The sequence below is a fragment of the Amphritea sp. 1_MG-2023 genome (assembly GCF_030547545.1).
GTDB lineage: Bacteria > Pseudomonadota > Gammaproteobacteria > Pseudomonadales > Balneatricaceae > Amphritea.
In genome coordinates this window covers 40,299-64,959 of sequence record NZ_JAUOQE010000009.1, presented here as the reverse complement: position 1 = coordinate 64,959, position 24,661 = coordinate 40,299, and the positions used below count along the sequence as shown (strand labels likewise).

The window sequence follows — 24,661 nt, the reverse complement described above, 5'->3', positions numbered from 1 at the left end:
AATCCTCACTCGGTGAGTGATGTTCGCACGCGATAAGGATCAATCAGTCTGATTGATCCTTTTTTTATCCCTGCGAGTTGAGTCGCCGAGTGTGAATTAAAGTGCTTTCGCTAATCGAGCCACGGCTTCGGGGAATAGCGCGGGGTCGGTATTACTGAAGTTGAGGCGCAATGCGTGATTTTCTAGTGCTGTATCGGTTGGGTAAAATGCCGCCCCAGGGACGACCGCCAGATTATGTTGCAGTGCGCGCGCGGCGATCTCAGCGCTATCCCCTTGCGTGAGTTTAAGCCACACAAACATCCCGCCTTCAACGGTATCAAACTGTATCTGATCGCCTAGTTGCTGAGTTAATTCTCTACTTAGGCATTGATAACGCTCCTGATAGCCTCGTCGTAACCGTGTTAAATGCTGCTCAAATTCTGCATGATTCAACAGGGCATGAATGATTGCTTGCTGAGGTATACCGGTATGCAGATCCGTCGCTTGTTTAATACGTTCTGCAATAGTGATAAAGGCTGTCGGCCCGTTCATGGCGCCTACTCGTAGTCCTGGGAAACCGATTTTCGAAAACGACGTCAAACGGATGCTAATCTCTGGACACAGATCACTCACATAGCCAAGCTGTTCACCGGCAAATCGTAGCTCGCGATAAGGAGCGTCTTCAATCAGCGTAACATCGTAGTCACGGCACAACTGAGCCACAGCGATACGCGTTTCTCTCGGCCACACCCGTCCAGTGGGGTTGTGGAAATCAGGTACGCAGTAAAATAGTTTGACGTTGTGGTGTTTGAAATAATCTTCTAACTGATTTAAGTCGGGCCCAGCGGTATCACTGTTGAGTGGACAGATGGTCGCTCCCGTCAATTGAAATACTTGCAGTGCGCCAAGATAAGCAGGTACTTCAGCGACGATGTTGTCGCCTGCTTCTAACAAGGCGCGTGCGATGAGATCCAGTGCTTGTTGACTGCCATTACAGATAAGCCAAGGCTTGTCGCTGTGCTGCGATTGTTGCTTCATGGTGTCAATAAGCGGCTCATAACCCTGACTGCTACCATATTGAAACAGATGATGGTTGTCCGCTAATGACTCGCAAGTGGCACGGATCAGTTGGACCGGTAATAAAGAGGAGGCAGGCAGTCCTCCCGCCATTGATATCATCTCGGGTTGATTGGCGGCGCTGAGAATCTCTCTGATGTAGGAAGCATCTAGTGATTGGGCGTTACGTGCAAACTTCATGGTCCTGTCCTGAATAGGGTAATAGTGTTGAATAACTCATCGAATGCTGTTGCTATGCGAGAATTCTGCGCGATTTCTGAGCGATAGTGGGAATGTATCGCCGGGAATGTGCTGTAGAGTGTCATCTGAGTGTATGCTTAAAGCAAGGAATTAAGTTATCTTATTATGCTCTGATATTAATCCATTTATGATTTTTGACGGGTTTATATGCGTTCGAAGAGGGAAACGCTCGGTGATTAGTCTTAAAGGTAAGGACGATTAAGGACTATCAAGGCTTATATAGCCCGATAATGACTGCTGCATCGGTCATGCTGCTGGCCGATCGTTGCTTAGGTTTTAGGTTTTAGGTTGCTTAGATTAGCCAAGGATAGCGGCTGCTGATATCGACTTAATACAGAGAGTGCTGTCAGGTGAGCGTTTTAACTGCTTGGGCTGCTAGCGTTGTCGCGCTATCAATTTAGCATACTCGACTATTGTCGCCGGTTAGCGGTACTTCAATGAATGACGATTGAGGCCTGTTTGTTAACGGTTGTGTGCTATTGAAAGCTCATTATTTTACCTGCAATCCTCATAGAAATAGGTTTATAGTGTGATTATATCGCCATCAAAAGCGTGTTGAATATGGCGCTAGTAAAGAGACATGGAAGGGGCTATGGAATTTAAAGATTATTATAAGTTGCTCGGGGTTAAGCCCGATGCGGATGCTAAAGCGATTAAAACAGCCTATCGTAAACTCGCCCGTCAATATCATCCTGATGTTAATTCGGACGACGGAGCAGAAGATAAATTTAAGGAAGTGGCCGAGGCTTATGAAGTCTTGAAGAATGCCGAACGCCGTGCTGAGTATGATGAATTACGGCGCTACGGTGGTCGTCAGCAAGGATTTGATCAAGGCCATGGTCGGCAAGGCAGACAATCATCGGGTAATGGTCAATTTGAAGATGATTTTGCTGATTTCTTTCGCTCTGCGTTTTCGCACAGAGGCGACCGGAGTGGCGGGTTTCAGGGTTACAGTGATTTTCAACAGTCGGCGGCTCGGGGTCAGGATGTTGAAGTTGAACTGCCGGTATTTCTTGAAGATATTATTGCCGATGTCCAAAAACCTATCGAATACCGTATGCCGGCGTTCGTTAATGGTCAGGTAACGGAAGTTAAAAAATCGCTCAAAGTTAAAATACCCAAAGGGGTGTCTGACGGCGGGCGCGTGCGGTTGAAAGGGCAAGGGGCTCCAGGGCAAGGCGATGCACCCAACGGTGATCTTTATTTACATATTCGTATCGTGCCTCATCCGATATTCGATGTAGAGGGACATAATTTATTGATTACGGTGCCGATTGCTCCCTGGGAAGCGGCGTTGGGGGCAAAAGTAAATTTACCCACACTGACAGGTAAAATTAGTTTGACGGTTCCGCCGAATAGTCAGTCGGGTCAAAAAATGCGTATTAAAGGTAAGGGACTGCCGATGAAAAATGGCGTTGGTGACCTCTATGTGATCTTTAAGATTGTGATTCCTGCGCAAACCAACGAAGCATCAAAAGCGTTGTGGCAATCGTTGTCTGATCTCTCGGCTTTTGATCCCAGAACCGAATGGGAGAAAAACAATGTCTGATATCGTCTTGAAAGTCTCATTGCAAGAGTTGTGCGTGCAAGAGGGGATCACCGAAACCATGCTGATTGAGGTCGTAGAGCATGGCATTGTTGAACCTTACGAAGGGCAAGATAGCGATGAGTGGATGTTCGAGCTAAGCAGCGTTCATTGGATGAAAAAAGCGATTCGGCTATATCATGATCTTGATATTGATTGGGTATCGATTGCTATCGTTATTGACTTGTTGAAACAAAAAGACGCCTTGCTGAGAGAGAATGAGTGTCTTAAAAAGCAGTTGGAACGTTTTGTGAGTGATACCGCTGACATCCGTTGGAAATAGTGAATTGAGCATAACTCAGTCGCGTTAATTTAAGCGTTTTTTGAGGTGTTTGTATTGCTCGGTGGATAGCGGGGTGTTCTGCATTCATGGCATGGCATCATATTGCTGTCGTGTCTGTATTAACACGAGACGATATTAACACGAGATAATGACACCTCATGCTTATTTTTGAATCTAAATATCTATGCCTAGTCTGCAGCAAAAAGCCCGTATTAATGATGTGTTGCATCAAATTCATCGAGACCTCAGTGCGCCATTAACCGGGGCCGGTTTGGCTCAGGTGGCGGCGTATTCCGAGCAACATTTTCATCGTTTATTTAAGCGCGTTACAGGGGAGTCACTGCATCGTTATATTCGTCGTGTACGGCTCGAGCATGCGGCGAATTTGCTGATGTTTGAGCCCGCGACGTCGGTGCGTGATATCGCTTTGAAGTGCGGCTATAACTCTCTCGCTTCTTTTACTCGAGTATTCGGTGAACAGTTTGGCATTAGCCCTGGACGCTGGCGGCAACAAGAATCGATTCGACGCGAGCCGTACTTGAGCGATCCAGAGATCGCCGCGTGCGCTGAACGGGTGGCCAGCTTGCCGCTACCGCAGCCAGATCTTATCGAGCTGGAGAATCAATGGGTAGCCTATGTTCGACACTTGGGTTACGATCGCTCGATTCGTTTGGCTTGGCAAGCACTGCAGGCGTGGGCTGCGGCTGAACATCGCAACTTCACTCATCAGATCGGTTTGCATCACTCGAATCCGGCTTTGACACCTTTAGAGCACTGCCGCTATGTCGCCTGTCTAGGCATCGATAGCCCAGTATCGCAACGAGGCATGATCAATACGATGATTATTCCGGGTGGTTTGCATGCCCGGTTTAAATTTACCGGTCACTATGGTGAGCTTTTGCCCTGGATTAATCGCTTGCAAGATGAGTGGTTAGCCAGCTCTGGTTTGAAAACCGGGGCTTCGCCAGCATTTACCGAATATCAGCGTAATCAGTTTCTTGATGCAGAGGAACGATTTGAATTGTATTACTATCAGCCGGTGTCGTTTTATTGATCTGCCCGTTTTAACTAAGGCATGCAGTATGAATATTGACATAAATCGAACAGATGTGCCGCATTCAGCGCGTCAACCTAGGGGCAATTTTAGCGACTATGTTTGCCCATCTCAAATCAATCAACAGGTGAATTAATTGAGCTATCCCCGACTCACGCGTTTAGTGCCGCTGCTATTTGTTTTGCTGTGGAGTACCGGTTTTATCGGCGCGAAGTATGCGCTGCCTTATATCGAACCGTTTTATCTGTTATTTGTGCGGATGATTATGACACTGGTGGTGTTTGTCGTGCTGGCCTTGCTGTATCGCTCACGTTGGCCGACGCTGCGACAGGGCGGGCATCAGGCCGTGACAGGGTTGTTGGTTCATGGTTGTTATCTGGGTGGTGTCTTTGCCGCTATTAAGTTGGATATGCCCGCGGGTATTGCTGCCATTATCGTTGGTTTACAGCCCCTGTTAACATCATTCATTGGTTGGCAGTGGCTTGGTGAAAGGTTGCGCCTAGTGCAGTGGAGCGGTTTGTTTTTGGGCTTAGCTGGGGTAGCAATGATTCTGCTGGATGGTCAGCAGGCAGAGGCGCTGGTGATTCGTCCGGCGGCTCTGATAGCGGTGCTGATTGCGTTAGTGGCTATTTCTGTTGGTACCTTGTATCAGAAGAAATTTGGTGGTCAAGTTGACTTGCTGACCGGCGCGATCTGGCAGTATCTCTCGACGGCGATGCTGATGGCGGTATTGGCGTTTGTGTTTGAAGAGCGTCAGGTGGAATGGACGCTGACGTTAATGCTATCGCTTGGTTGGCTGGTTTTTGGCTTATCGATCTCTGCTATTTTGTTGTTGATGTTTATGATTCGCGAGGGCGAATCAGCACGCGTGGCAAGTTACTTCTATCTGGTACCACCGGTTACCTCAGTCGAAGCTTGGTTGCTCTTTGGCGAAGCCTTAAGCGTGGTTCAAGTGACGGCTATCTTGGTGACCGTATTTGGGGTTTATCTGGTATTGAAGCCTTCGGCTAGGCAGTGAGAGTAAGCGTTGCTGAAGGCTTGAATAGAGAGTATTAAGGAAAATAATCTTGTCTGAGTGTATGAGATCTCTATGAATAGTGAGCTTATTTTTGTGTTTGCACTGCTACTGATCACCATTGGCCTGTTTATCTGGGATCGTATCCGTATGGATATCGTCGCCATGATGGTGGTAGTGGTGTTGGCTGTTTCCGGCATTATTACACCGGCAGAAACCGTATCTGGATTTGGGCAATCATTGGTGGTCATGATTGCTGGCTTGTTTGTGGTCGGCGAGGGGTTATTTCGTACCGGCGTCGCTGCTGCCGTGGGTAGCTGGATAATGCGCATGGGAGGGCAGAGTGAAAAGCGCTTGTTATTAGTGCTTATTCCTGTTGTTGCGGGGATGTCGGCGGTGATGAGTTCAACGGGGGCGGTGGCGCTGTTTATTCCGGTGGTGCTGAGTATTTGTCGCTCGGCACAATTACAGCCTTCACACCTATTAATGCCGCTGTCGTTTGCTTCGCTTATCGGCGGGATGATGACGCTGATCGGTACGCCGCCCAATATGGTGGTCAGTACTCAGTTACAGGCGGCCGGTTTTGCACCGTTTGGCTTTTTTGATTTCACCATCATTGGCGGCGTGATGTTGCTGTTTGGGACGTTGTATTTGGTGTTCATTGCGCCGCGTTTATTGCCTGAAGCGGGGGTGCGTGAAGCGGAGCATCCGCGCTTGAAAGAGTTTGCTGAGCGCTATGGTATAGAGGATAACCTACACCGCTTACGCGTCACTAAGGATTCGCCATTGATCGGTCATAGCGTATCCGATCAGCGTTTGCGCAGTCGCTTTGAAGTGACCGTGTTCGCCATTCGTCGCGATGGTCGCTTGGTTTCATCGCTGATGCCGGTGCTGAGTGAAACCATTATCGAACGGGGCGATGTTCTGCTAGCCTACGGTGAAACGGAAGGCATTGCAGCGTTGTGTGTCGCCAACGGGTGTTTGTCTATGGGATTTCCCGATGATGAGCGCACCCGCATGAGTAAAGAGTTTGGCGTGGCGGAGGTGATGTTGCATAACCGCTCGCCAATGATTGGTAAAACGCTGAGTGATGGACGCTTTCGGGAGCAATACAATCTAAGTGTTATCGGTGTTTTACGCGACGGTAAGCCGTTGAGTACAGGCTTTAATGGTTTGCCGCTACAGTTTGGTGACACCCTACTATTAGCGGGCGGTTGGCGTTATATCGAAGCACTGGATGAACGGCATAACTTTGTCATGCTAGAAACACCCGCGGAGATGAGCGAAACCTCGGCGCGCTGGGGACATGCACCGGTAGCGCTACTCATACTGCTGACAATGTTGGGCCTGATGATTCACGGAACTGTATCGAGCTTAGCGGCCATTCTACTGGGAGCGATGGCGATGATTTTGACAGGTTGTATCACCATGAATGAAGCCTATAAATCATTGAATGCGAGTAGCTTAGTGTTGATTGCCGGTATGTTGCCATTGGCCTTGGCGATGCAAAAAAGTGGCGGACTCGAACTCATTGTCTCGGCTTTGCTCACCACACTGGGGGATAGTACGCCTCTTTTAATCTGTGCCGCACTCTTTGTACTCACCTCGGTACTGAGTCAATTTATCTCCAATACCGCGACGACGGTTTTAATTGCCCCCATATCGATCGCCATTGCTCAGGGGCTAGGTATGAATCCAGAACCCTTCATGATGACCGTGGCATTAGCGGCGTCTACGGCGTTTGCGACACCGATCGCCTCACCGGTCAATACCTTGGTATTGGTGCCGGGTAATTATCGGTTTATTGATTTTGTTCGCGTTGGCCTGCCTTTGCAGTTGATCTCGATGCTAATCACACTGCTTTTGATACCGATTATTTTTCCTTTTTAGCACTACTTTTTTATATCAGAAAGGTATGATCAGCGTCACAACCATAATAATTGGATAGGTTTATCAATAATGAGTAATCGTGAGTATCGAACCGTTAAGGCATCGCAGACCGTCTTAAAAGAGTTGATGGTACCTTCTTACGCTAACTTTGGCGGTAAGGTGCATGGCGGAGTGATTCTGTCATTGATGGATAAGATCGCCTATACCTGTGCGGCCTCACATGTGAAAGGTTACTGCGTGACGGCCTCAGTGGATTCGGTTAACTTTCTTAATCCGGTTGAAGTAGGGGAGTTATTAACCCTATCGGCCTCGGTTAACTATGTCGGTAACTCATCCCTTGAAATCGGTATTAAAGTGGTGTCAGAAGATTTTCGTTTAGGTATCGTCAAGCACACCAATACTTCATATTTCACCATGGTGGCGATGGATGAAGATACTCGGGCACCGATTGCAGTACCGGGCTTGATTCTGGAAGACGAGCAGGAGATTAAGCGCTTTATCGAAGGCAAAATTCGTAAGCAGCTTAAATCGGAACATCGGGCTGAGATGAAGAAAATTCGTAGTAACCTTGATCTGATGGCCGAGATTAAATCGCTGGATGGAGAGCATTGCCGTCTTTATAAGCCTTGAGTGTAAGCTTTACGTCATCGCTTAAGTACTGGACTATAAGTACTGGATTGTAAGTACTGGACTATTAAATCACTCCTGAAAGTGAGAGAGACTTAAGCGATATTATGATGATGTGCGGCGTTGTTCTCGTCGGCGCTTTCAATCGTTGTATCAATGTTTTCCAAATAGGGAGGCAGTGGCATGCTAACAAAGTGTTGTCGTGCCAAGCGCAACAGCGTCGATGCTGCGGGGCTGAGTGTGCGTCCCTTACGACTGACGAGGCATATCTGACGGTGCATCTGAGGTTCGGTTAACGGGATGAATCGCAGCTCCTTGAACGATTCGGTGCTAGCGGCGAGAGCGGGTAGCACCGATATACCGATGGCCTGACGAATCAGTGCCGCTAGGCCGGCGGGATTCGACACTTCTAAAATGGCTTTTTGATCAGATAATTGTAGCTGTCCTGCCTTACGAAACTGATTTAACTGCGACCTGATACCGGTATCCGCCGAGAGGAACAGCAGCTCTTCTTTAATTAACTGTTGCCATTGAATACTGTCTTGAGCGGTAAAAGGGTGCTGCGCAGGGACAATCACACCGTAGCGATCGCAAAGCACTGGCTGATAATTAAGTTCAGGGTGAGCCGAGTGATTTGCGCCAATACCGAAGTCGACATCATTATCCAACACACGTTGCTCAATTTGACCGGCGCTATCATCGCGTAGCGAGATAGCGATGTCTGGGTATTGCTGACGATAAGCATCGATTACCGATGGCAGCAGACGACTGATGGTTGAGGGTGAGGCGGCAATGGCAATCTGCCCCTGTTGCTGTCCGGCAATCGCCTGTAAATCACCAATGGCCGTATCGAAATCGGAGATCAGCTTTTCGGCGACAGGTCGGAATTGTTCACCTTGTAGCGTCAATAAAACCCGTCGCGTGGTGCGATCAAACAGCGTTAGGCCAACGCTCTGCTCGAGTTGTTTGATCGTTGCGGTGAGGCTCGATTGCGTGAGATGAAGCCTACTGGCGGCTTGTGTAAAACTGCCACAGGTGGCTACTTGAGTGAAGGCGCGTAAGTGACGGATCGAAAGGTTTAAATTCATTTATCGTTTTAATCTATTAATTAATCATATTTTATCGTTTGAATGATAAATGATTTTTCTGCATTATAAACCCCTATTTATATGCCCGAAGCACAGGTTGATCGATGATTCCACGTATAGCCGAAACAAATATTACGCAGCAGCTTTATCTTGATTTCATAAAAGCCATAAAAAGCAATGGCTTTAAAGGTGAAATGAATCCTGATTATGCAAGCCGAATTGTGTTATCGACCGATAATAGTATCTATCAAGTCTTGCCTCAGGGGGTTGTTTTTCCAAAAGGCATTGAAGATCTCGTGCTCTTGGCCCGTTTAGCCGACGAGCCTAGGTTTAAAGAGGTCGTACTCAGTGCGCGTGGCGGCGGTACCGGCACTAACGGTCAATCGTTAACCGATGGGTTAATTGTCGATATCTCGCGGCATATGAATCAGATTCTCGAAATCAACGCTGCCGAACGTTGGGTGAGAGTGCAGGGTGGCGTGGTTAAAGATCAGTTGAATGCGGCCTTAAAACCGTATGGTTTGTTTTTTGCGCCGGAGCTGTCCACCAGTAATCGTGCCACCATTGGCGGCATGATTAACACGGATGCCAGTGGTCAGGGTTCCTGTCTATACGGTAAAACCCGAGATCATGTGCTCGAGCTTACGTCGGTTTTCCTCGATGGTACTCAGTGGAGTTCGGGGCCGCTGAATGATGACGCGCTAGCAAAAATTAAACAGCGTGATGACCGAGTGGGTGAAGTGCATCGAGTCGTGGATACGGTGTTCACGCAACACGAAGAACTCATCGATGCCAAGTTTCCTAAACTGAATCGTTGTTTGACCGGTTATGATTTGGCTCATATCCGCGATGAAAATGGACGTTTTAACCTCAATTCGGTGCTCTGTGGTGCAGAAGGTTCGTTGGCCTTTATTGCGGAAGCGAAGCTAAATGTCTTACCGATTCCTAAATATTCTGCCTTAGTGAATGTTAAGTATGCCGGTTTTCAGGATTCCCTCAAGGATGCCGCCGAGCTGATGGCATGGGGGCCGACCTCAATTGAAACGGTTGACTCTAAGGTGCTTAATCTGGCCATGGGCGATATCGTTTGGGATAGTGTCAAAGCGTATTTCCCACAGACTGAAGGCGAGCCGAGTATTCAGGGTATAAACTTGGTTGAATATACCGGTGATGATGAAGCCGAGTTACAGCAGAAGATAACCAAGCTAACCACTTATCTAGATAGTGTCTCCGGTGAGGCTGGCAAATCATTTGGCTACTCCGTGGTGATGGGGGCTGCCGAGGTCAATAAAATCTGGGGCATGCGGAAGAAATCGGTCGGCTTATTGGGTAACGGTAAGGGCGAGCAGCGTCCCATTCCATTTGTCGAAGATACGGCGGTACCGCCGGAAAATCTGGCGGCGTATATTGCTGAATTCCGTGCCCTGTTAGATAGCCATAACCTCGCTTACGGTATGTTTGGTCATGTTGATGCGGGGGTGCTGCATGTGCGTCCGGCGATTGATATGAAGAGTGAGGACGAAGAAAAGCTCATTCGAGTGATCTCGGATGGAGTGGTCGCCCTGACACAGAAATATAATGGTCTCATCTGGGGGGAACACGGTAAAGGCGTGCGGTCTGAATATGCGCCCGCCTTTTTTGGTGAGCTGTACCCTCAATTACAAGAGATTAAGGGGGCGTTTGATCCCGCTAATCAGTTAAATCCAGGCAAGATCTGTACGCCGTTGATTGATGGCGCTGAGTTGTTGAAGATCGATGCCGTACCGACCCGTGGTCAGCATGATCGACAGATTCCTGAAAACGCCCGTGATGAGTATAAGCAGGCGATGTTCTGTAATGGGAATGGGGCATGCTATAACTATGATCCGAAGGATGCCATGTGCCCATCGTGGAAAGCCACCCGTGAGCGCAAACATTCGCCGAAAGGGCGTTCTTCGCTCATTCGTGAATGGTTACGACTGATGTCTTTACAGGGCGTTGATGTGGTGGCCGAGGGCAGTAAAGCCCGTTACGGCTCGTTTATCAAGAGTCTGCCGGGGCGCATCAAGAACAGTCTTAAAAAGCAACGGGGTGAATACGATTTCAACCATGAAGTCCATGAAGCGATGATGGGTTGCCTTGCCTGTAAATCTTGTGTGGCGCAGTGCCCTATTAAAGTCAACGTACCCGATTTTCGCTCTCGCTTTCTGGAAGCCTACTACAGCCGTTATCTGCGCCCTGTGAAAGATTATATGGTCGGTGGCCTAGAGTATATGATCCCTTATCTGGCGCGCTTCCCAGCGCCTTATAATTGGATGATGAATAATACCCTGATGAAAGCGGTATTCCGACGTTGGGTAGGGATGATGGATAGTCCGCCGATCTGTACGCATAGCCTTAAGCAGGGGATGGATGAGCGTGGCACTCGATTCGCGACGCCTGAGAATTTAGCCGCGATCATACCGGAGCAGCGCGAGCGGTCCGTGATTATCGTTCAGGATGCGTTTACCAGCTATTTTGAAACGCGCTTAGTGCTCGATCTGATCGATCTACTCAGCCGCACAGGCTTTAATGTGCTCGTGGCACCGTTTAAACCGAATGGTAAACCGCTGCATGTACATGGCTTTAAAGCGGCCTTTAATAAAGCCGCCGATGCTAATACGCAGATGTTACAAACATTGGCGAGCAGTGGTATCGCCATGGTGGGTATTGATCCGTCTATGACGCTGACGTATCGACAAGAATATGTTGATGATGGGACGCGTCAATCGGTTAAGGTTGAATTGATTCAGGAGTGGCTGGCGCGTCATACTGAATTGCTAGCGGAAAGCGCGACAGATTTACCTCACAATGATTATAAGTTGATGGCGCACTGTTCTGAAAAAACCTCTGCTGCCGCTTCTATGGCTGATTGGCGGGCGATCTTTCAGGCCTTAGGACAAAGGCTTGAGCTACAGCCGACGGGCTGTTGTGGTATGGCGGGCACTTATGGGCATGAGAGTGAGAACTACGAAACATCGAAACAGATTTACGATCTGAGCTGGAGTGAGGTGGTAAACGATCCCGCCAACGAGGGTAAGTTAGTGGCAACCGGGTATTCCTGTCGTAGTCAGGTCAAAAGGTTGGATGAAAAACAACTACTGCATCCGGTACAGATACTGTTAGCGCTGTTGAAGCAGCACTGAGGCGGCGTTAAAACGGGTTGCGGTGAAGAGATTAAAAACCAGATGACTAGGGAGTCGTCTGGTTTTTCTGCTTTTGGGCCTGTCGATAGTGTTTATCCATGTCGCCATATTGACGTTCATATGCGCTGGGATCTGAACGCCAAAGTCGATAAAGTTTGCGATCATGGCTAGCCATCGGCGGCGGATTGAGCTTGCGGCGTTGGATCGCTTGCCAGGTGATCGGGGTAAATACGATCACGATGAATAGCAGTACGATGATGTATTGATAGCGTTCCATGAGGCTTAGCTCCGAGGGTTGATGAGTTGATCAGATAGGGCGCAAAGCGGATGCATGATCTTTTAGTGTTTTATTAGCGAGGATTGTACACGAATGAGTAGAGCGGATCTCTGGAACCAGCGTTATTTGAGCAAACAGGCCGCAGCTTCGACCTTGCCCGCCGCACTTCAAGCTTCTCTGGATCAGTTACCGCCGGGTCGTACTCTCGACTTAGCCTGTGGCGATGGCGCGGCGAGTTTATCTTTAGCAGCGCAGGGGCATCAAGTCGTTGCGGTGGATTTTTCGACTGAAGGCTTGCAACGCTTACAAGGGTTTGCAGCTGAACGACAGTTAGAAATTGAAACCCGAGAGAGTGATCTGTCTGCGCCGCAAGCGCTGACGGGGCTGACGGGCGATTTTGATAATATTGTCATACTGCGCTATCTACCTGAAGCATCTCTGTTAGCGCAGTTGCCACGCTATATGAAGCCCGCTGCTCGGTTATTGATTCAAACGTTTAATCGCGAGCAGCATCGACAAACGGGGTTTCCCGAACGCTTTTGTTTACAACCGGGCGCGTTGAGCGATACGTTACCTAGCTTAACACTACAGACATATGACAATGGTTTGTTAACTGGTAGCCCGTTTGATCGGTATATTTTTGTCTCTAAATAGCCACTTTTGCACCTTTAGTGTAACAGTGTGCAGGCGCAAAAAAATGTAACATAACGGTAAGTAGAAGACGCTTAACCATTCAATTGAAGGAGCATTTCCGTGGACGATTTATTACCCGAACTGTGTGATCAGTTCCCTGATCTGGTGCAAGTTGTAGAACCTATGTTCGGTAACTTTGGTGGTCGTGAGCGTTTTGGCGGTGAAATTGTCACCCTAAAAGCGTTTGAAGATAATTCCTTGGTACGTGAGCAAGTGGCGCTGCCGGGCGAAGGACGAGTGCTCGTGGTTGATAGTGGCGGTTCGATGCGTCGCGCGATGTTAGGCGATATGCTGGCCGAGAAAGCCTCTCTAAATGGTTGGGCGGGTATTATCATTTATGGCTGTATTCGTGATGTTAATGCCATTGGTGATCTGGATATCGGGGTGCAAGCTTTAGGCACACATCCGCTGAAAACCGATAAAAACGGCCTCGGAGAGTTGAATGTTCCGTTAACCTTTGGTGGCGTCACCTTTAAGCCTGGCGAGTATGTCTATGCCGATAATAATGGCGTACTGATCTCACCTAAGAAACTAGAGATAATCGACTAGGGCTAAGTAACTAGGGCTAAGTAACTAGGGCTAAGTAACTAACGCTAATAAATAGCGCTAGCCGAAAATACGCGATTGAGTGAATCAGTCGCGGTGCTCGGTCAAAGCCGCTGTGAGCACCTAACACAGCGGCTTTATCATTTGAATAGCTAATGGGCTATCTCTGTGGTATCGGTGATAGCTCATGACTACTCAGCAGGTCAGCCGCTAACTTCAATCAGCTAGATTCAAGCCGTTAGTCTTCGGCGATCAGCGTCCCTTTGATTTGATAAGCTTTGCCCCGAAAGAAGCCGAGCTCGGTGCCTTCTTGATTGCTTAGGGTGATATCGTAGACACCGGTTCGACCACTACGAGAGCGCTCTTGTGCAATTGCCGTCAGCGTGTCGCCCTCAAAGCCGGGAGCAATAAAATCGATCGTGCAGCCACTGGCAACCGTTGAGCGGTTGTAGGAGTTGCACGCATGGGCAAAGGCGGTATCGCAGAGCGCAAACATCATCCCGCCATGGCAGGTTGAGTGTCCATTGAGCATGTCTTTGCGCACCACCATCGAGAGTTTGGCATAGCCGGGAGCCACCTCGTCAATGCTGATACCCATCCCTTTAGCCGCATGATCATTCAGGTGCAGCGCTTCACTGGCGGCTTCGGCTAACTGTTGCGGGGTCATTTCACTCGCCTTCATGCGGCACCTCCGGCGACTTTACGTAGCAGTAACGGCGAGGCGCGGTAGCGATCTTCACCGTAGGCATCGATTAAGTTATCGAGTACATCCAACGCATAGCTAAGTTCTAAATTGTTAACCCATTCGATAGGCCCGCAAGGGTAGTTGACGCCCCCCTTCATGGCGATATCGACGGCGGCTTCATCGCAGACTTGCTGATTAACGGCATCAAAACCTTCGTTGGCTAACATGCAAACCGTGCGCATCACCACCATTCCCGGAATATCATCGATCACGCTGACGGATTTGCCAATCGCTTGGAAGAGTCCGATGGCAGCTTGTAACGCGGCCTCAGAGGCCTGATCAGCGGGTGCCAGGGCGATACGTGTGGCGCGTGTGTAATCCAGTGCTAGGTCGAAATTGATCAGATTAGGACGCATGGTTTCACTGGCCCGCAGGGTGGTGAATTGACCGTTTGATAGCATTAGCGTGGCATCACCCACGGTGATCATGCCTTCAACTTCATCATTATCGCTACGCTCAACCTGAATGCCTGCTTGTTCAAACAGGTTCAAGAGTGGTTCGGCTACACCGAGTTCGCCTTCCACTAAAATAGTTTTTGGCGCAGGGCAGGCGGCTGCCGTGACGGCTTCAGGTTGAGTCGCCCCGTCACTGTAATCGTAAAAGCCTCGACCGGTTTTACGTCCTAGGTGGCCGGCATCAACCAATTCTTTTTGCATCAGTGAGGGCAGGAAGCGTTGATCGTTATAAAATGCGGCAAACACCGAGCAGGTAACGGCGTAGTTAACATCGTGACCAATCAGATCCATCAGTTCGAAAGGTCCCATGCGGAAACCGCCACACTCACGCATGAGTGCATCAATGGTAGCGATATCGGCCGCGCCTTCCTGAGTGATACGCAGCCCTTCGGCATAAAATGGACGCGCTACACGGTTAACGATAAACCCAGGGGTCGATTTAGCCAGTACTGGCTGTTTGCCCCAACTAGCGGCGAGTGCGTAGATATCCGCAGCGATTTGGGGGTCGGTATCCAATCCGCTAATGACTTCGACCAGCTTCATAACCGGCGCAGGATTGAAAAAGTGCATGCCGACTAGATTCTGTGGCCGTTTCAAGGCCGCACCGATCGCCGTGACCGAGATCGATGAGGTATTCGTGGCAATGATGGTTTCGGCGCTGCAGATCTCTTCTAACTGAGTAAAGACCTGTTGCTTGATATCTAAGCGTTCGACAATGGCTTCGATGATCAGCACGGCTGCCGCCAGTTCACTCAACTGACTGACCGGCGTAATACGCGCGATCAGAGCATCGGCATCTGACTGACTCATTTTACCTCGGCTTACCTGACGAGCCAGCCCCTTGGCGGTATTATCGATGCCGCGTTGTGCGGCTCCCGCTGCGTTATCAAACAACAATACAGGATGCCCAGCACTGGCAGCCACCTGTGCAATACCAGCCCCCATCGTGCCCGCACCAATGACGGCAATCATAGAATCTGTCGTGAAACGACTCATGTGTAAATCTCCAAAATTCGCTTTCAATCGCTTATGTTTTTGCGGCAATAGCGTCACCCCGCATCAGCGGGGTTAGCAGCCTTTCTTTATATCAGCGATGCCTATTTACCCTGGAAATGAGGGGCACGTTTTGCCATAAAGGCACTCACACCTTCACGGTAATCTTCAGTTTGTCCAGCTAAGGTTTGCAGATCTCGCTCGAGGTCTAACTGCTCATCAAAGCTATTCGTGGCAGATGCTTGAAGCGCTCGTTTTATCAGTGCAAGCCCCTGTGTGGGTTGAGTTGCTAATTGCTTCGCCATACTTAGAGCCGCGGCTTTTAATTCGTCGGCTTCGTAGGTTTTCCAAATCATACCCCATTGCTCTGCCTGTTCGGCTGATAATTTATCACCTAATAGTGATAAAGCCATCGCACGGGGCAGTCCTACGGCGCGGGGCAGTGTCCAGGTACCGCCGGAGTCGGGTATTAGGCCTATCTTGCAGAATGCTTGAATAAAGCTGGCGCTTTTAGAGGCCAGCACAATATCACACGCCAAGGCGATATTCGCGCCGGCTCCGGCAGCAACGCCGTTGACGGCACAGATAACCGGCATCTCCAATGAGGTGAGGCTACGTATCATGGGGTTGTAGTTCTTCTCAATGGATTCCCCCAGATTAGGCATAGCGGCATCGGGATCGACAGCGCGATCACTTAGGTCTTGACCGGCACAAAAACCACGGCCATTACCCGTAATCAGTAAGCAGCGTACAGCGGCATCAGTTTTGACCTGTTTCAGCGCGTCTCGTACCTCGATATGCATTTGACCGTTAAAGCTGTTGAGGCTGTCGGGTCGATTCAGCGTTAGTACTGCGACGCCGTCCGTGATTTCAAACTCGATATGTTGATAAGCCATTGGATTATTTCCCCTTAAAGGCTGGTCGGCGTTTTTCCATGAAAGCGGCAATGCCTTCATTGCGGTCATCGGTGGCGGCAAGTAGCGTGAATGCTTTGCGCTCCAGATTGAGGCCGGTTTCTAATGTGGTTTCATAGGCTTTTAGCAGCGATTCTTTGGCTAAACGAATGGCGATGGGCGGCTTGCGGGCAATACTCTTCGCCAGTGTTAAGGCGCGTGGGTAGCTCATTTCTGGAATGGTAACCTCGCTGACCAGTCCAAAATCACGGGCTTGTGCGGCGCTGATAAATTCGCCGGATAATACCAGTTGCATCGCCATTGATTTCCCGACGGTACGCAGGAGTCGTTGAGTGCCGCCTGCGCCGGGGATAATGCCTAGGTTGATTTCCGGTTGACCAAATTGTGCATTGTCACCGGCAATGACAATATCGCAATGCATCATCAGTTCGCAGCCGCCACCCAGTGCAAAGCCATTGACGGCAGCGATGATCGGCTTTGGGTATTGCGCGATGCGTCGCCAGTAAGTCGGGCGGATATCATTCAGCACGCCCACGGCATCTAAATCGGCCATCTCTTTGATGTCCGCCCCTGCGGCAAACACTTTTTCGCCCCCAGTGATGATCACCGCGGCGATACGCTCATCGTTAATGGAGGCATCGAGGCAATCGGCAAGTTCTTTCAGTAAGTTGTTACATAGGGCGTTGCGCGCGGCAGGGCGATTGAGGGTGATAGTCATCACCCCGGCGTCTGGTTCGCTAACCAGAATATCTTGATAATCGGACATGGCGTTTCTCAGCATAGTTTTTCAACATGGTTTCTCAACATATTAGTGTCGATATTGATCGTCAGGCTTGGTTGGCTGACGCTCATTTATTATTTTTCAAATGACTCGCGGCGTTTATTTAAGTGCTTAATTTAGACGCTTAAATCCGGCGTCTAAATTAGATACTTAATGAAGCACCTCAGCTACTTGTACGGTGATTATGTCTTAAGCCTCGTGGCGCTTAATCGTGTGACTCATCAATAACGTTTTCGCGTGGCCTTGATGACGCCTTTTGAGTTGGCAGCCGATCAATCTCCGGTAGTGTTCGCCTGACGAGGTTTAATCACTCAGCCAAAGGTTACCGTAAAACAACAAAGGGATACAAATATATTATCAACAAATTATCTTTTCGTATCACTTTCTTTAGTGTATCTTTTAACTCATATGGATATTTGTCAGGCCGTTGAGATGAGGTATGAGCCGCTATTGCTCAACTTAATGCTCTCTTCTAAACGGTTTGATAAGCAGTCAGCAGCCAGAATGATGCTGAGTTAGCAACGTGCGCAAGACACATCGTTCTGTAAAGAGATAACGCCTACGGGCCGAAAAATAAAGAGACCTTGTATGAGCCATAACCTGTTTGAGTTACATAAAGCGAAACTTGATGCCGCACTAAACGCTATCCGTACCCGTGATTATTACAGCGCTTACCCAGAAAGCCCCAGTCCACGTAAATATGGCGAAACGGCTGATAAAGATGGCCAGCAGGCGTTTAAAGCGCACCTCAATACCTCATTTAAGCTGGAAATGCCGGGCATAACCGGCGAAGCCGGCAGTGAAGTGTCGCCTTACGGCTTCGATCTTGGCATTAAATACCCCACGGTTGATATGGATGTCTTGCTACCAGCGATGCATGAGGCGCGCAAAGTATGGCGTGATATCGGCGTTGATGCGCGTACCGGTATCTGTTTAGAGATTCTGAAGCGCATTAATCAACGCAGCTTCGAGATCGGCTATTCGGTGATGCATACCTCTGGACAGGGCTTTATGATGGCCTTTCAGGCGGGTGGTCCACACGCTCAAGACCGAGGTTTAGAAGCGATTGCCTACGGTTATGATGCTATGACGCATACTCCAGTAGCGGCGACTTGGACTAAACCGCAGGGTAAGCATGATCCGTTGGTTATGGATAAAACATTCACCGTAACAGGCCGTGGTGTGGCGCTGGTGATTGGTTGTTCAACATTCCCGACGTGGAATACCTACCCGGGTCTGTTTGCTTCGTTAGTGACCGGTAATCCAGTGATCGTTAAGCCTCATCCGGCGGGCATTTTACCTGCGGCGTTAACCATCCAGATTGCACAGGAAGTGTTAAGCGAACAAGGCTTGCCGCCTTATATCGCGTCCATGGTGATCGATGCTGATCCTGCCGCGCCTTGCACCAAAGCCTTGGCACAGCGAGAAGAGGTGCGAGTCATCGACTTCACCGGTAACACCGGCTTCGGCGATTGGTTAGAACAAAATTGTCATCAGGCTGTGGTTTATACCGAGAAGGCCGGTGTTAACACGATTATCATCGATTCGACCGATAACTTTAAGGGTATGATTCAGAACCTGTCCTTCACGTTGAGCCTCTACTCTGGGCAGATGTGTACCACGCCTCAGGATATCTTTATCCCCGCTGACGGTATCGATACGGATCAAGGCCATAAAAGCTTCGATGAGGTTGCTGAAGCGCTGAGTACCGGTATTAGCCGCTTCTTATCCGATCCAGAGCGGGCCGCGATGGTGTTAGGCTGTATTCAGGCTGATGTGACGGATAAACGGGTCGATAGTGCGCGCGAACTAGGTGAACAGATCGGCACGATTGTGCGTGAATCTGATCGTCCGGAAAACCCTTGGTTCAAAGAGGGGCGGATGCGTAGCCCATTGCTGATCGCCGTGGATGCTGATAAAGAAGACAGCTATATGGAAGAGCTATTTGGGCCTATTAGCTTCCTCGTCCGTACCGACAATAGCGAGCACTCAATTGCCTTAGCGCATAAGGCAGTGAAAAATCATGGTGCAATTACCATGGGTTGTTATTCAACTAGCGCCGCCGTGCTGGAGCAGATTGAAGAAGCCGCTTTGGATACTGGCGTTGCTCTCTCGATTAACCTAACCGGGGGCGTGTATGTGAATCAGAGTGCTGCTTTCAGTGATTTTCATGCCACCGGTAGTAACCCTGCGGCGAATGCCTCACTGTCCGATCTCGCCTTTGTGGCTAACCGTTTCCGCGTGATTCAAAGCCGTCGACACGCTTGATAGCGTCACTAACCGATTCGGCCTGCGAAGCTCGGATCGGTTCAGTATGGGTGGCAATACCGACAAGGTAGGCTTTAATGTTTAGGAAGATGCGAATAAGTCCACTAGAGAGAATCTAAAGAGAGAGTCTGATGAGCTATCAGTGTATTCTGACAGAGGTAAAACAAGGGGTTGGCATTATTACCCTGAACCGCCCTGACGCGATGAACGCGCTTAACGCGACCCTGTGTCGTGAAGTGGGTGAGGCGGTCGATCATTTTGAAGCCGATGAGGCTATCGGTTGCACGATCATTACCGGTGGTGATCGCGTGTTTGCGGCTGGGGCTGATATTAAAGAGATGAAAGATCAGTCTTTTGCCGCGTTGCACGCTAACAATTTTCCCTATATTCAGCGGGATTGCTGGCGCGCCATCGATGATGCGCGCAAGCCAATTATTGCTGCGGTTGCCGGATTCGCGCTTGGCGGTGGCTGTGAAATGGTGATGGCCTGTGATTTCATTATTGCTGCCGAGAGTGCAACCTTCGGTCAGCCTGAAGTGGGCATTGGAACGATGCCGGGGGCCGGTGGTACGCAGCGTTTAACCAAAGCCGTGGGTAAAGCGAAGGCGATGGAGATGTGTCTAACAGGGCGGATGATGGGCGCGGACGAAGCTGAACGTGTGGGCCTTGTTGCGCGTATTGTGGCGGCGGATGAACTGGCAGAGCAAGCCTTGAAAACCGCGGCTAAGATCGCCTCGATGTCGCGCCCGGCGGTGATGCTGATTAAAGAGAGTGTCAACCTTGGAGTGAGTAGTTCGCTTAATGATGGCCTGCGTTTTGAACGTCGAGCATTTGAAGCAACCTTTGCCTTTGAGGACTGCTCGGAAGGCATGAATGCGTTTGCCGAAAAGCGCAAACCGGTGTTCAAAAACAAATAAAGCCGCGACTGCATTTGTACCGATCGCGTAATCATATAAAGCCGCCATGTTCTGCATAGGCGGCTTTAGTGTTTTTTATGGCGATGCTATTCTTTAATTATTGGATTAACATATAGAGCTAATATCATGAAATTACTAGGTAAAAAGGCATGGGTTACGGGTGCTAGTTCGGGTATTGGGCAGGCGACTGCTCGACTGTTAGCGGCAGAAGGTGCGGATTTGGTGATCAGTGCTCGACGGCAAGCCAAGTTACAACAGCTCGCCGATGAACTGCGCGCCACGGGGCGTGATATCACCGTCGCACCACTGGATGTTACCGATCGTCAGGCGGTGCAGCAGGTAGGGGAACAGATTGCGGCACAGGGTGGCGTTGATATTCTCATTAATAACGCCGGTACCATGCCGATCAGTCCACTCATTAATGGTCGGGTCGATGAGTGGGAACTGATGATTGATACCAATATTAAGGGCGTGCTATACGCGATTAATGCGGTTTATTCAGGGATGGCTGAACGCAAACAAGGGCACATCGTTAATATTAGCTCTATTGCTGCACGGCAAACCTACCCCAGTGCGGGCGTCTATGCAGGCACAAAGCATGCGGTTAGAGCGATTTCGGATACTCTGCGTAAAGAGGCAATCCGCTACGGTGTGCGCGTTACCGATGTGCAGCCTGGTGCGGTTGATACCGAACTGCCCGATAGTATTGTGCATGAAAAAATACGCGCCGCGGTCAAAGACAATATGTATAGCGAGACGCAGGACAACCTTAAGCCGGAAGATATTGCCAATGCCATACTCTACGCAGTGACACAGCCTGCCCATGTGGATGTCAGCGAATTATTGATTCGCCCCCTCGTGGCAGAATAGCGCTGCGTTGTTGTTGCCGAACCACAGCCATACCGCCGAAAAACGCGCTAATCATCTGTTTATGTAAACCATTTTAAATCCGTGGTTATGTTTATGCCGCGGTTGACGTAAGATCAGTTTCCAAGTTTTAAGATTAACAGCGCTGGATAACTATTGTGTATAAGCTACTTATTTTTGATTGGGACGGCACCATTATTGATTCTGCGGCACGCATTATTTCGAGTATGCAAAAGGCCGCCCGTGATCTGGATCAACCGGAACTGAGTGATGACGCGGTACGAAATATTATTGGCTTAGGTTTGCCAGAAGCGATTCGAATGCTCATTCCGGGTGTCGATGATCATGTAATTCCTCAGCTAAGAGAGCGATACGGCTACTATTACTTAGAGGCGGATGACACCCCGACTAAGCTGTTCGAGGGGGTAGAACAAACCCTGATTAACCTTAAAGAGCAAGGTTATCGATTGGCGGTTGCGACCGGTAAAAGCCGTCGTGGATTGGATCGGGTTTTTGCTCAGACGGGGCTTGAGTATTTGTTTGAGACCTCTCGTTGCGCCGATGAAACGACCTCTAAGCCGCATCCGCATATGCTGGAAGAGATTCTTGAAGAAACCGGCTTAAATGCGTCTGAAGCGGTTATGATAGGCGATACGGAATTTGATTTGGAAATGGGTGTCAGAGCAGGTATGGACACCATTGGTGTCAGTTATGGTGCACATCATATCGATCGATTAACACCCTATAAGCCCGTCTTAGTGATGCATCGTTTTTCCGATTTAGAAAGCGGATTAGCGGGCCGAGCAATTCGCTAAGCCGTATCGAAACATCATTTAAGCCAGATAAAGTAAGGAGAACCAAGTGGGCTCAAATCCCTGGGAAGCAGACGACAGCAAGGACTCTGAAAATATTCAACCGCCTGAGCAGAACGCTAAGGCCGAGCATAAAGCCAAGCCTGAGCATAAAACGAAAGAGTGGCGGTTAATCGAACGAACGATGATGGGGCTGCAAAAAGAGCAGCGCAGCGCTCGCCGTTGGGGGATATTTTTTAAGTTACTGACCTTTGGCTATCTGTTTGTCATATTGGGTATCTATCTGTTTGCCAATGTCTTTACCTCGGATATCGATGATAGTGTCGATCATACCGCGGTGGTTCAGGTGAAAGGGATGATTGCCGATGGTGAAGATGCCAGTGCGGATAAGATCATTTATTCATTGAGAAAGGCCTTTGCCGATGACAGCGCTAAGGCGGTTATTCTGAGAATAAATAGCCCCGGTGGTAGCCCAGTTCAATCGGGTTATGTCTATGATGAAGTAAAACGCCTGCGGGCCTTGCATCCGCAGAAGAAAGTCTATGCTGTGATTCTCGATATCGGTGCTTCCGGCGCTTACTATATTGCGGCCTCGGCGGATGAAATATACGCCGATAAAGCCAGCTTGGTTGGCTCTATCGGTGTTGTCTCTTCTGGGTTTGGCTTTGTCGATCTGATGGAGAAGGTTGGTGTTGAGCGTCGTAACCTGATTGCGGGAGAGAATAAAACCTTCCTCGATCCCTTTTCGCCGTTGGAAGACAAAGATCGCATGTTCTGGCAGACCGTCCTGAATACAACTCATCAGCAATTTATTGAGCAGGTCCGTCAAGGACGGGGTGATCGCTTGAAAGAAAACGATCAGTTATTCAGTGGCTTAGTGTGGACCGGTGAACAGGCTCTGGAACTTGGTTTGATTGATGGTCTAGGAAGTAGCAGTTCTGTCGCACGTGATATAGTCGGCGTTGAAAAATTAGTCGACTACTCACCGAAGGGCACACCGTTGGAACAGTTAATTGATCGCTTAGGCGTCAGCTTTGGTAAAACCATCGCCACCCAATTAGGCTTGAATAACTCAGTACAACTGCGCTAAACCGCGTATTGCGTTAGAGAGGCTGCGACAGAGATGTCGCGGCCTTTTTTATAGCTTCCGTGTTAAATCCACATAGTCATTGGTAGTCTCATTGGATAGTCTCATTGGATAGTCTCATTGGATAGTCTCATTGGATAGTCTTATTGATTCTTATTGATTCTTATTGATTCTTATTGATTCTTATTGATAGTCTCGTCTTTGATATGAATCCCATCTACGTGATCGAGTGATGATGTCGATTGAGGCTGAGAGCCGCAGGTAGGATTCATCAATAACGGATAAGGCAGGCAAGCTAAGCATCGTTCAAATTCCCCGATAAGTTTATACCGTTATCTTAATTGGAAAAATTTTATAAAACTGTCTTTTAAACACCTTTACAAAGTTTACAGGGCGATATGCCCAGTCGACGTGGCTTGAAATCACAACCAGGACAAAACGAAGGGGAGGCGGGTAAGAAACGAATCCCAAAGCTCACCAGCCCCCGTGTGATTTTTCACCATGCTCCATATCCATTGTAGCGAGCGACGCTAGCATGCCCCTTGGGTACTCGTCGCGATTAATCCCATCTTAGCTGAGCAGCAACAAAAGTTTAGTGGCTATACCTGTGGGAGTCCTTTCTAGGGGCGATAGGCTTGAGTAGGACAGTCGAGGCATAACAAAAAAACGGTGCGGTTCGCACAGCTCACCAGCCCCCTACGGGCGATAAGCTTGATCAGGGCAGATTCAACGAACATAAGTTTGTTCTGTACGCTGACGGCCATTGCGAGCACGAATATGGTGACGCAATCGATTGATGAAAATGGAACCCATGAAACATTCTTGCACTGTCTTTATATACAGTATGATTTGAATTTTTCAAGGAAAGGGGACACACTGAGTTTTCGTACTTGCCTGTTTATTCGGTTGGTGATATTTTGATTGTCAATAAAATCAATAGGTTATTGATTTGGTCTGCAAGTTTATAGGCCGCTCGTCAGCGAAATAGTGTGCACGCACGCTTTTCTGGAAGGGAATCGTCAAACTATGGAAGGTTTCAGAATGAAATCAGTTGGTTACAAGCACAAGCCCAGTGAGTTCTCGCCAGTATATCAGGCACGCACACGAATAAGCTGTTATACGCTGGTCGTGGTAAGTCTGATTTCGACCCATCTCAGTCATTAGAAGTCTAATACAAATAAGTTGGAACGTACAAATGGTTCCAGAAGCCGCTAGCCGTTGGAGCACCGTACGCTCGAGACCTATTTATGGCCTGAGTAACAAAGGCTATGGTAATTTCACAATGGCTAAGAGCACTTTGTAGC

Annotated in this window: 21 protein-coding genes; 14 read left to right on the top strand and 7 right to left on the bottom strand. The window is 49.0% G+C overall.

Features of this window, described 5'->3' with window-relative positions:
- Positions 1-96 precede the first annotated feature (96 nt).
- Positions 97-1,236: a PLP-dependent aminotransferase family protein gene (locus Q4488_RS07085; RefSeq protein WP_303579781.1), complete on the bottom strand. Its 1,140-nt coding sequence runs from the start codon at positions 1,234-1,236 to the stop codon at positions 97-99.
- 652 nt (positions 1,237-1,888) lie between these two features.
- Between Q4488_RS07085 and Q4488_RS07080 the strand changes: the two genes are divergently transcribed.
- The 6 genes from Q4488_RS07080 (at position 1,889) to Q4488_RS07055 (ending at position 7,753) form a co-directional block, all read left to right on the top strand.
- Positions 1,889-2,845 (top strand): DnaJ C-terminal domain-containing protein, encoded by a 957-nt coding sequence (locus Q4488_RS07080; RefSeq protein WP_303579780.1) that lies wholly within the window; start codon positions 1,889-1,891, stop codon positions 2,843-2,845.
- Positions 2,838-3,164, top strand: a complete 327-nt coding sequence (locus tag Q4488_RS07075) for a chaperone modulator CbpM (protein ID WP_303579779.1) — start codon at positions 2,838-2,840, stop codon at positions 3,162-3,164. Before Q4488_RS07080 ends, Q4488_RS07075 begins: the two co-directional genes overlap by 8 nt.
- Positions 3,165-3,348: 184 nt before the next feature.
- Entirely contained in the window at positions 3,349-4,218 is an 870-nt protein-coding gene (locus Q4488_RS07070) for a GyrI-like domain-containing protein (protein ID WP_303579778.1), read from the top strand.
- Between the two features lie 136 nt (positions 4,219-4,354).
- Positions 4,355-5,236 carry a DMT family transporter gene (locus Q4488_RS07065; RefSeq protein ID WP_303579777.1) on the top strand — a complete coding sequence of 294 codons (882 nt, stop codon included), beginning with the start codon at positions 4,355-4,357 and terminating at the stop codon, positions 5,234-5,236.
- 72 nt (positions 5,237-5,308) lie between these two features.
- Positions 5,309-7,123, top strand: coding sequence for an SLC13 family permease (locus Q4488_RS07060; protein WP_303579776.1), 1,815 nt, complete (start codon positions 5,309-5,311; stop codon positions 7,121-7,123).
- Positions 7,124-7,192: 69 nt separating this feature from the next.
- On the top strand, positions 7,193-7,753 hold the full coding sequence (locus tag Q4488_RS07055; protein WP_303579775.1) for an acyl-CoA thioesterase: 561 nt from the start codon (positions 7,193-7,195) through the stop codon (positions 7,751-7,753).
- A 92-nt stretch (positions 7,754-7,845) separates the two neighbouring features.
- Here Q4488_RS07055 and Q4488_RS07050 read toward each other — a convergent pair whose 3' ends face one another.
- Entirely contained in the window at positions 7,846-8,838 is a 993-nt protein-coding gene (locus Q4488_RS07050) for a LysR family transcriptional regulator (protein WP_303579774.1), read from the bottom strand.
- 104 nt (positions 8,839-8,942) lie between these two features.
- Between Q4488_RS07050 and Q4488_RS07045 the strand changes: the two genes are divergently transcribed.
- A complete protein-coding gene (locus Q4488_RS07045; protein WP_303579773.1) occupies positions 8,943-12,002 on the top strand; it encodes an FAD-binding and (Fe-S)-binding domain-containing protein in 3,060 nt (1,019 codons plus the stop codon).
- A gap of 46 nt (positions 12,003-12,048) precedes the next feature.
- Here the strand turns inward: Q4488_RS07045 and Q4488_RS07040 are convergent, their stop codons facing one another.
- The gene (locus Q4488_RS07040; RefSeq protein ID WP_303579772.1) at positions 12,049-12,279 is read right to left on the bottom strand and encodes a hypothetical protein; all 231 of its coding nucleotides are present in this window, start codon (positions 12,277-12,279) and stop codon (positions 12,049-12,051) included.
- A gap of 93 nt (positions 12,280-12,372) precedes the next feature.
- Between Q4488_RS07040 and Q4488_RS07035 the strand changes: the two genes are divergently transcribed.
- Positions 12,373-12,933, top strand: a complete 561-nt coding sequence (locus tag Q4488_RS07035) for a bifunctional 2-polyprenyl-6-hydroxyphenol methylase/3-demethylubiquinol 3-O-methyltransferase UbiG (RefSeq protein ID WP_303579771.1) — start codon at positions 12,373-12,375, stop codon at positions 12,931-12,933.
- Between the two features lie 99 nt (positions 12,934-13,032).
- Complete coding sequence (gene rraA / locus Q4488_RS07030; RefSeq protein ID WP_303579770.1) at positions 13,033-13,521, top strand: ribonuclease E activity regulator RraA; 489 nt, start codon at positions 13,033-13,035, stop codon at positions 13,519-13,521.
- 235 nt (positions 13,522-13,756) lie between these two features.
- Here rraA and paaI read toward each other — a convergent pair whose 3' ends face one another.
- The 4 genes from paaI to paaF form a co-directional block, all read right to left on the bottom strand.
- Positions 13,757-14,200, bottom strand: coding sequence for a hydroxyphenylacetyl-CoA thioesterase PaaI (gene paaI / locus Q4488_RS07025; RefSeq protein WP_303579769.1), 444 nt, complete (start codon positions 14,198-14,200; stop codon positions 13,757-13,759).
- Positions 14,197-15,714 (bottom strand): 3-hydroxyacyl-CoA dehydrogenase PaaH, encoded by a 1,518-nt coding sequence (gene paaH, locus Q4488_RS07020; protein ID WP_303579768.1) that lies wholly within the window; start codon positions 15,712-15,714, stop codon positions 14,197-14,199. Before paaH ends, paaI begins: the two co-directional genes overlap by 4 nt.
- Positions 15,715-15,815: 101 nt before the next feature.
- Positions 15,816-16,607 carry a 2-(1,2-epoxy-1,2-dihydrophenyl)acetyl-CoA isomerase PaaG gene (paaG, locus tag Q4488_RS07015; protein ID WP_303579767.1) on the bottom strand — a complete coding sequence of 264 codons (792 nt, stop codon included), beginning with the start codon at positions 16,605-16,607 and terminating at the stop codon, positions 15,816-15,818.
- A 4-nt stretch (positions 16,608-16,611) separates the two neighbouring features.
- Positions 16,612-17,391 carry a 2,3-dehydroadipyl-CoA hydratase PaaF gene (gene paaF, locus Q4488_RS07010; RefSeq protein WP_303579766.1) on the bottom strand — a complete coding sequence of 260 codons (780 nt, stop codon included), beginning with the start codon at positions 17,389-17,391 and terminating at the stop codon, positions 16,612-16,614.
- A gap of 603 nt (positions 17,392-17,994) precedes the next feature.
- Here paaF and paaN point away from each other — a divergent pair.
- The 5 genes from paaN to sppA all read left to right on the top strand — a co-directional run bounded on the left by paaN (position 17,995) and on the right by sppA (position 23,360).
- The gene (paaN, locus tag Q4488_RS07005; RefSeq protein WP_303579765.1) at positions 17,995-19,674 is read left to right on the top strand and encodes a phenylacetic acid degradation protein PaaN; all 1,680 of its coding nucleotides are present in this window, start codon (positions 17,995-17,997) and stop codon (positions 19,672-19,674) included.
- Between the two features lie 131 nt (positions 19,675-19,805).
- On the top strand, positions 19,806-20,591 hold the full coding sequence (locus Q4488_RS07000; RefSeq protein ID WP_303579764.1) for an enoyl-CoA hydratase-related protein: 786 nt from the start codon (positions 19,806-19,808) through the stop codon (positions 20,589-20,591).
- Between the two features lie 126 nt (positions 20,592-20,717).
- Complete coding sequence (locus Q4488_RS06995) at positions 20,718-21,461, top strand: SDR family oxidoreductase (RefSeq protein WP_303579763.1); 744 nt, start codon at positions 20,718-20,720, stop codon at positions 21,459-21,461.
- A gap of 155 nt (positions 21,462-21,616) precedes the next feature.
- On the top strand, positions 21,617-22,273 hold the full coding sequence (locus Q4488_RS06990; RefSeq protein WP_303579762.1) for an HAD-IIIA family hydrolase: 657 nt from the start codon (positions 21,617-21,619) through the stop codon (positions 22,271-22,273).
- A 94-nt stretch (positions 22,274-22,367) separates the two neighbouring features.
- Entirely contained in the window at positions 22,368-23,360 is a 993-nt protein-coding gene (gene sppA / locus Q4488_RS06985) for a signal peptide peptidase SppA (RefSeq protein WP_303579824.1), read from the top strand.
- The last annotated feature ends 1,301 nt before the right edge of the window (positions 23,361-24,661 follow it).

What these genes read in the sequence shown, in the direction of transcription:
- Q4488_RS07085 (WP_303579781.1), bottom strand. Translation starts at nt 1,236, where the DNA reads ATGAAGTTTGCACGTAACGCCCAATCACTAGATGCTTCCTACATCAGA.
- Q4488_RS07045 (WP_303579773.1), top strand. Translation starts at nt 8,943, where the DNA reads ATGATTCCACGTATAGCCGAAACAAATATTACGCAGCAGCTTTATCTT.
- Q4488_RS07000 (WP_303579764.1), top strand. Translation starts at nt 19,806, where the DNA reads ATGAGCTATCAGTGTATTCTGACAGAGGTAAAACAAGGGGTTGGCATT.
- Q4488_RS07050 (WP_303579774.1), bottom strand. Translation starts at nt 8,838, where the DNA reads ATGAATTTAAACCTTTCGATCCGTCACTTACGCGCCTTCACTCAAGTA.
- Q4488_RS07035 (WP_303579771.1), top strand. Translation starts at nt 12,373, where the DNA reads ATGAGTAGAGCGGATCTCTGGAACCAGCGTTATTTGAGCAAACAGGCC.
- Q4488_RS07080 (WP_303579780.1), top strand. Translation starts at nt 1,889, where the DNA reads ATGGAATTTAAAGATTATTATAAGTTGCTCGGGGTTAAGCCCGATGCG.
- paaH (WP_303579768.1), bottom strand. Translation starts at nt 15,714, where the DNA reads ATGAGTCGTTTCACGACAGATTCTATGATTGCCGTCATTGGTGCGGGC.
- paaG (WP_303579767.1), bottom strand. Translation starts at nt 16,607, where the DNA reads ATGGCTTATCAACATATCGAGTTTGAAATCACGGACGGCGTCGCAGTA.
- paaF (WP_303579766.1), bottom strand. Translation starts at nt 17,391, where the DNA reads ATGTCCGATTATCAAGATATTCTGGTTAGCGAACCAGACGCCGGGGTG.
- Q4488_RS07040 (WP_303579772.1), bottom strand. Translation starts at nt 12,279, where the DNA reads ATGGAACGCTATCAATACATCATCGTACTGCTATTCATCGTGATCGTA.
- paaI (WP_303579769.1), bottom strand. Translation starts at nt 14,200, where the DNA reads ATGAAGGCGAGTGAAATGACCCCGCAACAGTTAGCCGAAGCCGCCAGT.
- Q4488_RS07070 (WP_303579778.1), top strand. Translation starts at nt 3,349, where the DNA reads ATGCCTAGTCTGCAGCAAAAAGCCCGTATTAATGATGTGTTGCATCAA.
- Q4488_RS07075 (WP_303579779.1), top strand. Translation starts at nt 2,838, where the DNA reads ATGTCTGATATCGTCTTGAAAGTCTCATTGCAAGAGTTGTGCGTGCAA.
- Q4488_RS06995 (WP_303579763.1), top strand. Translation starts at nt 20,718, where the DNA reads ATGAAATTACTAGGTAAAAAGGCATGGGTTACGGGTGCTAGTTCGGGT.
- Q4488_RS07055 (WP_303579775.1), top strand. Translation starts at nt 7,193, where the DNA reads ATGAGTAATCGTGAGTATCGAACCGTTAAGGCATCGCAGACCGTCTTA.
- Q4488_RS07060 (WP_303579776.1), top strand. Translation starts at nt 5,309, where the DNA reads ATGAATAGTGAGCTTATTTTTGTGTTTGCACTGCTACTGATCACCATT.
- paaN (WP_303579765.1), top strand. Translation starts at nt 17,995, where the DNA reads ATGAGCCATAACCTGTTTGAGTTACATAAAGCGAAACTTGATGCCGCA.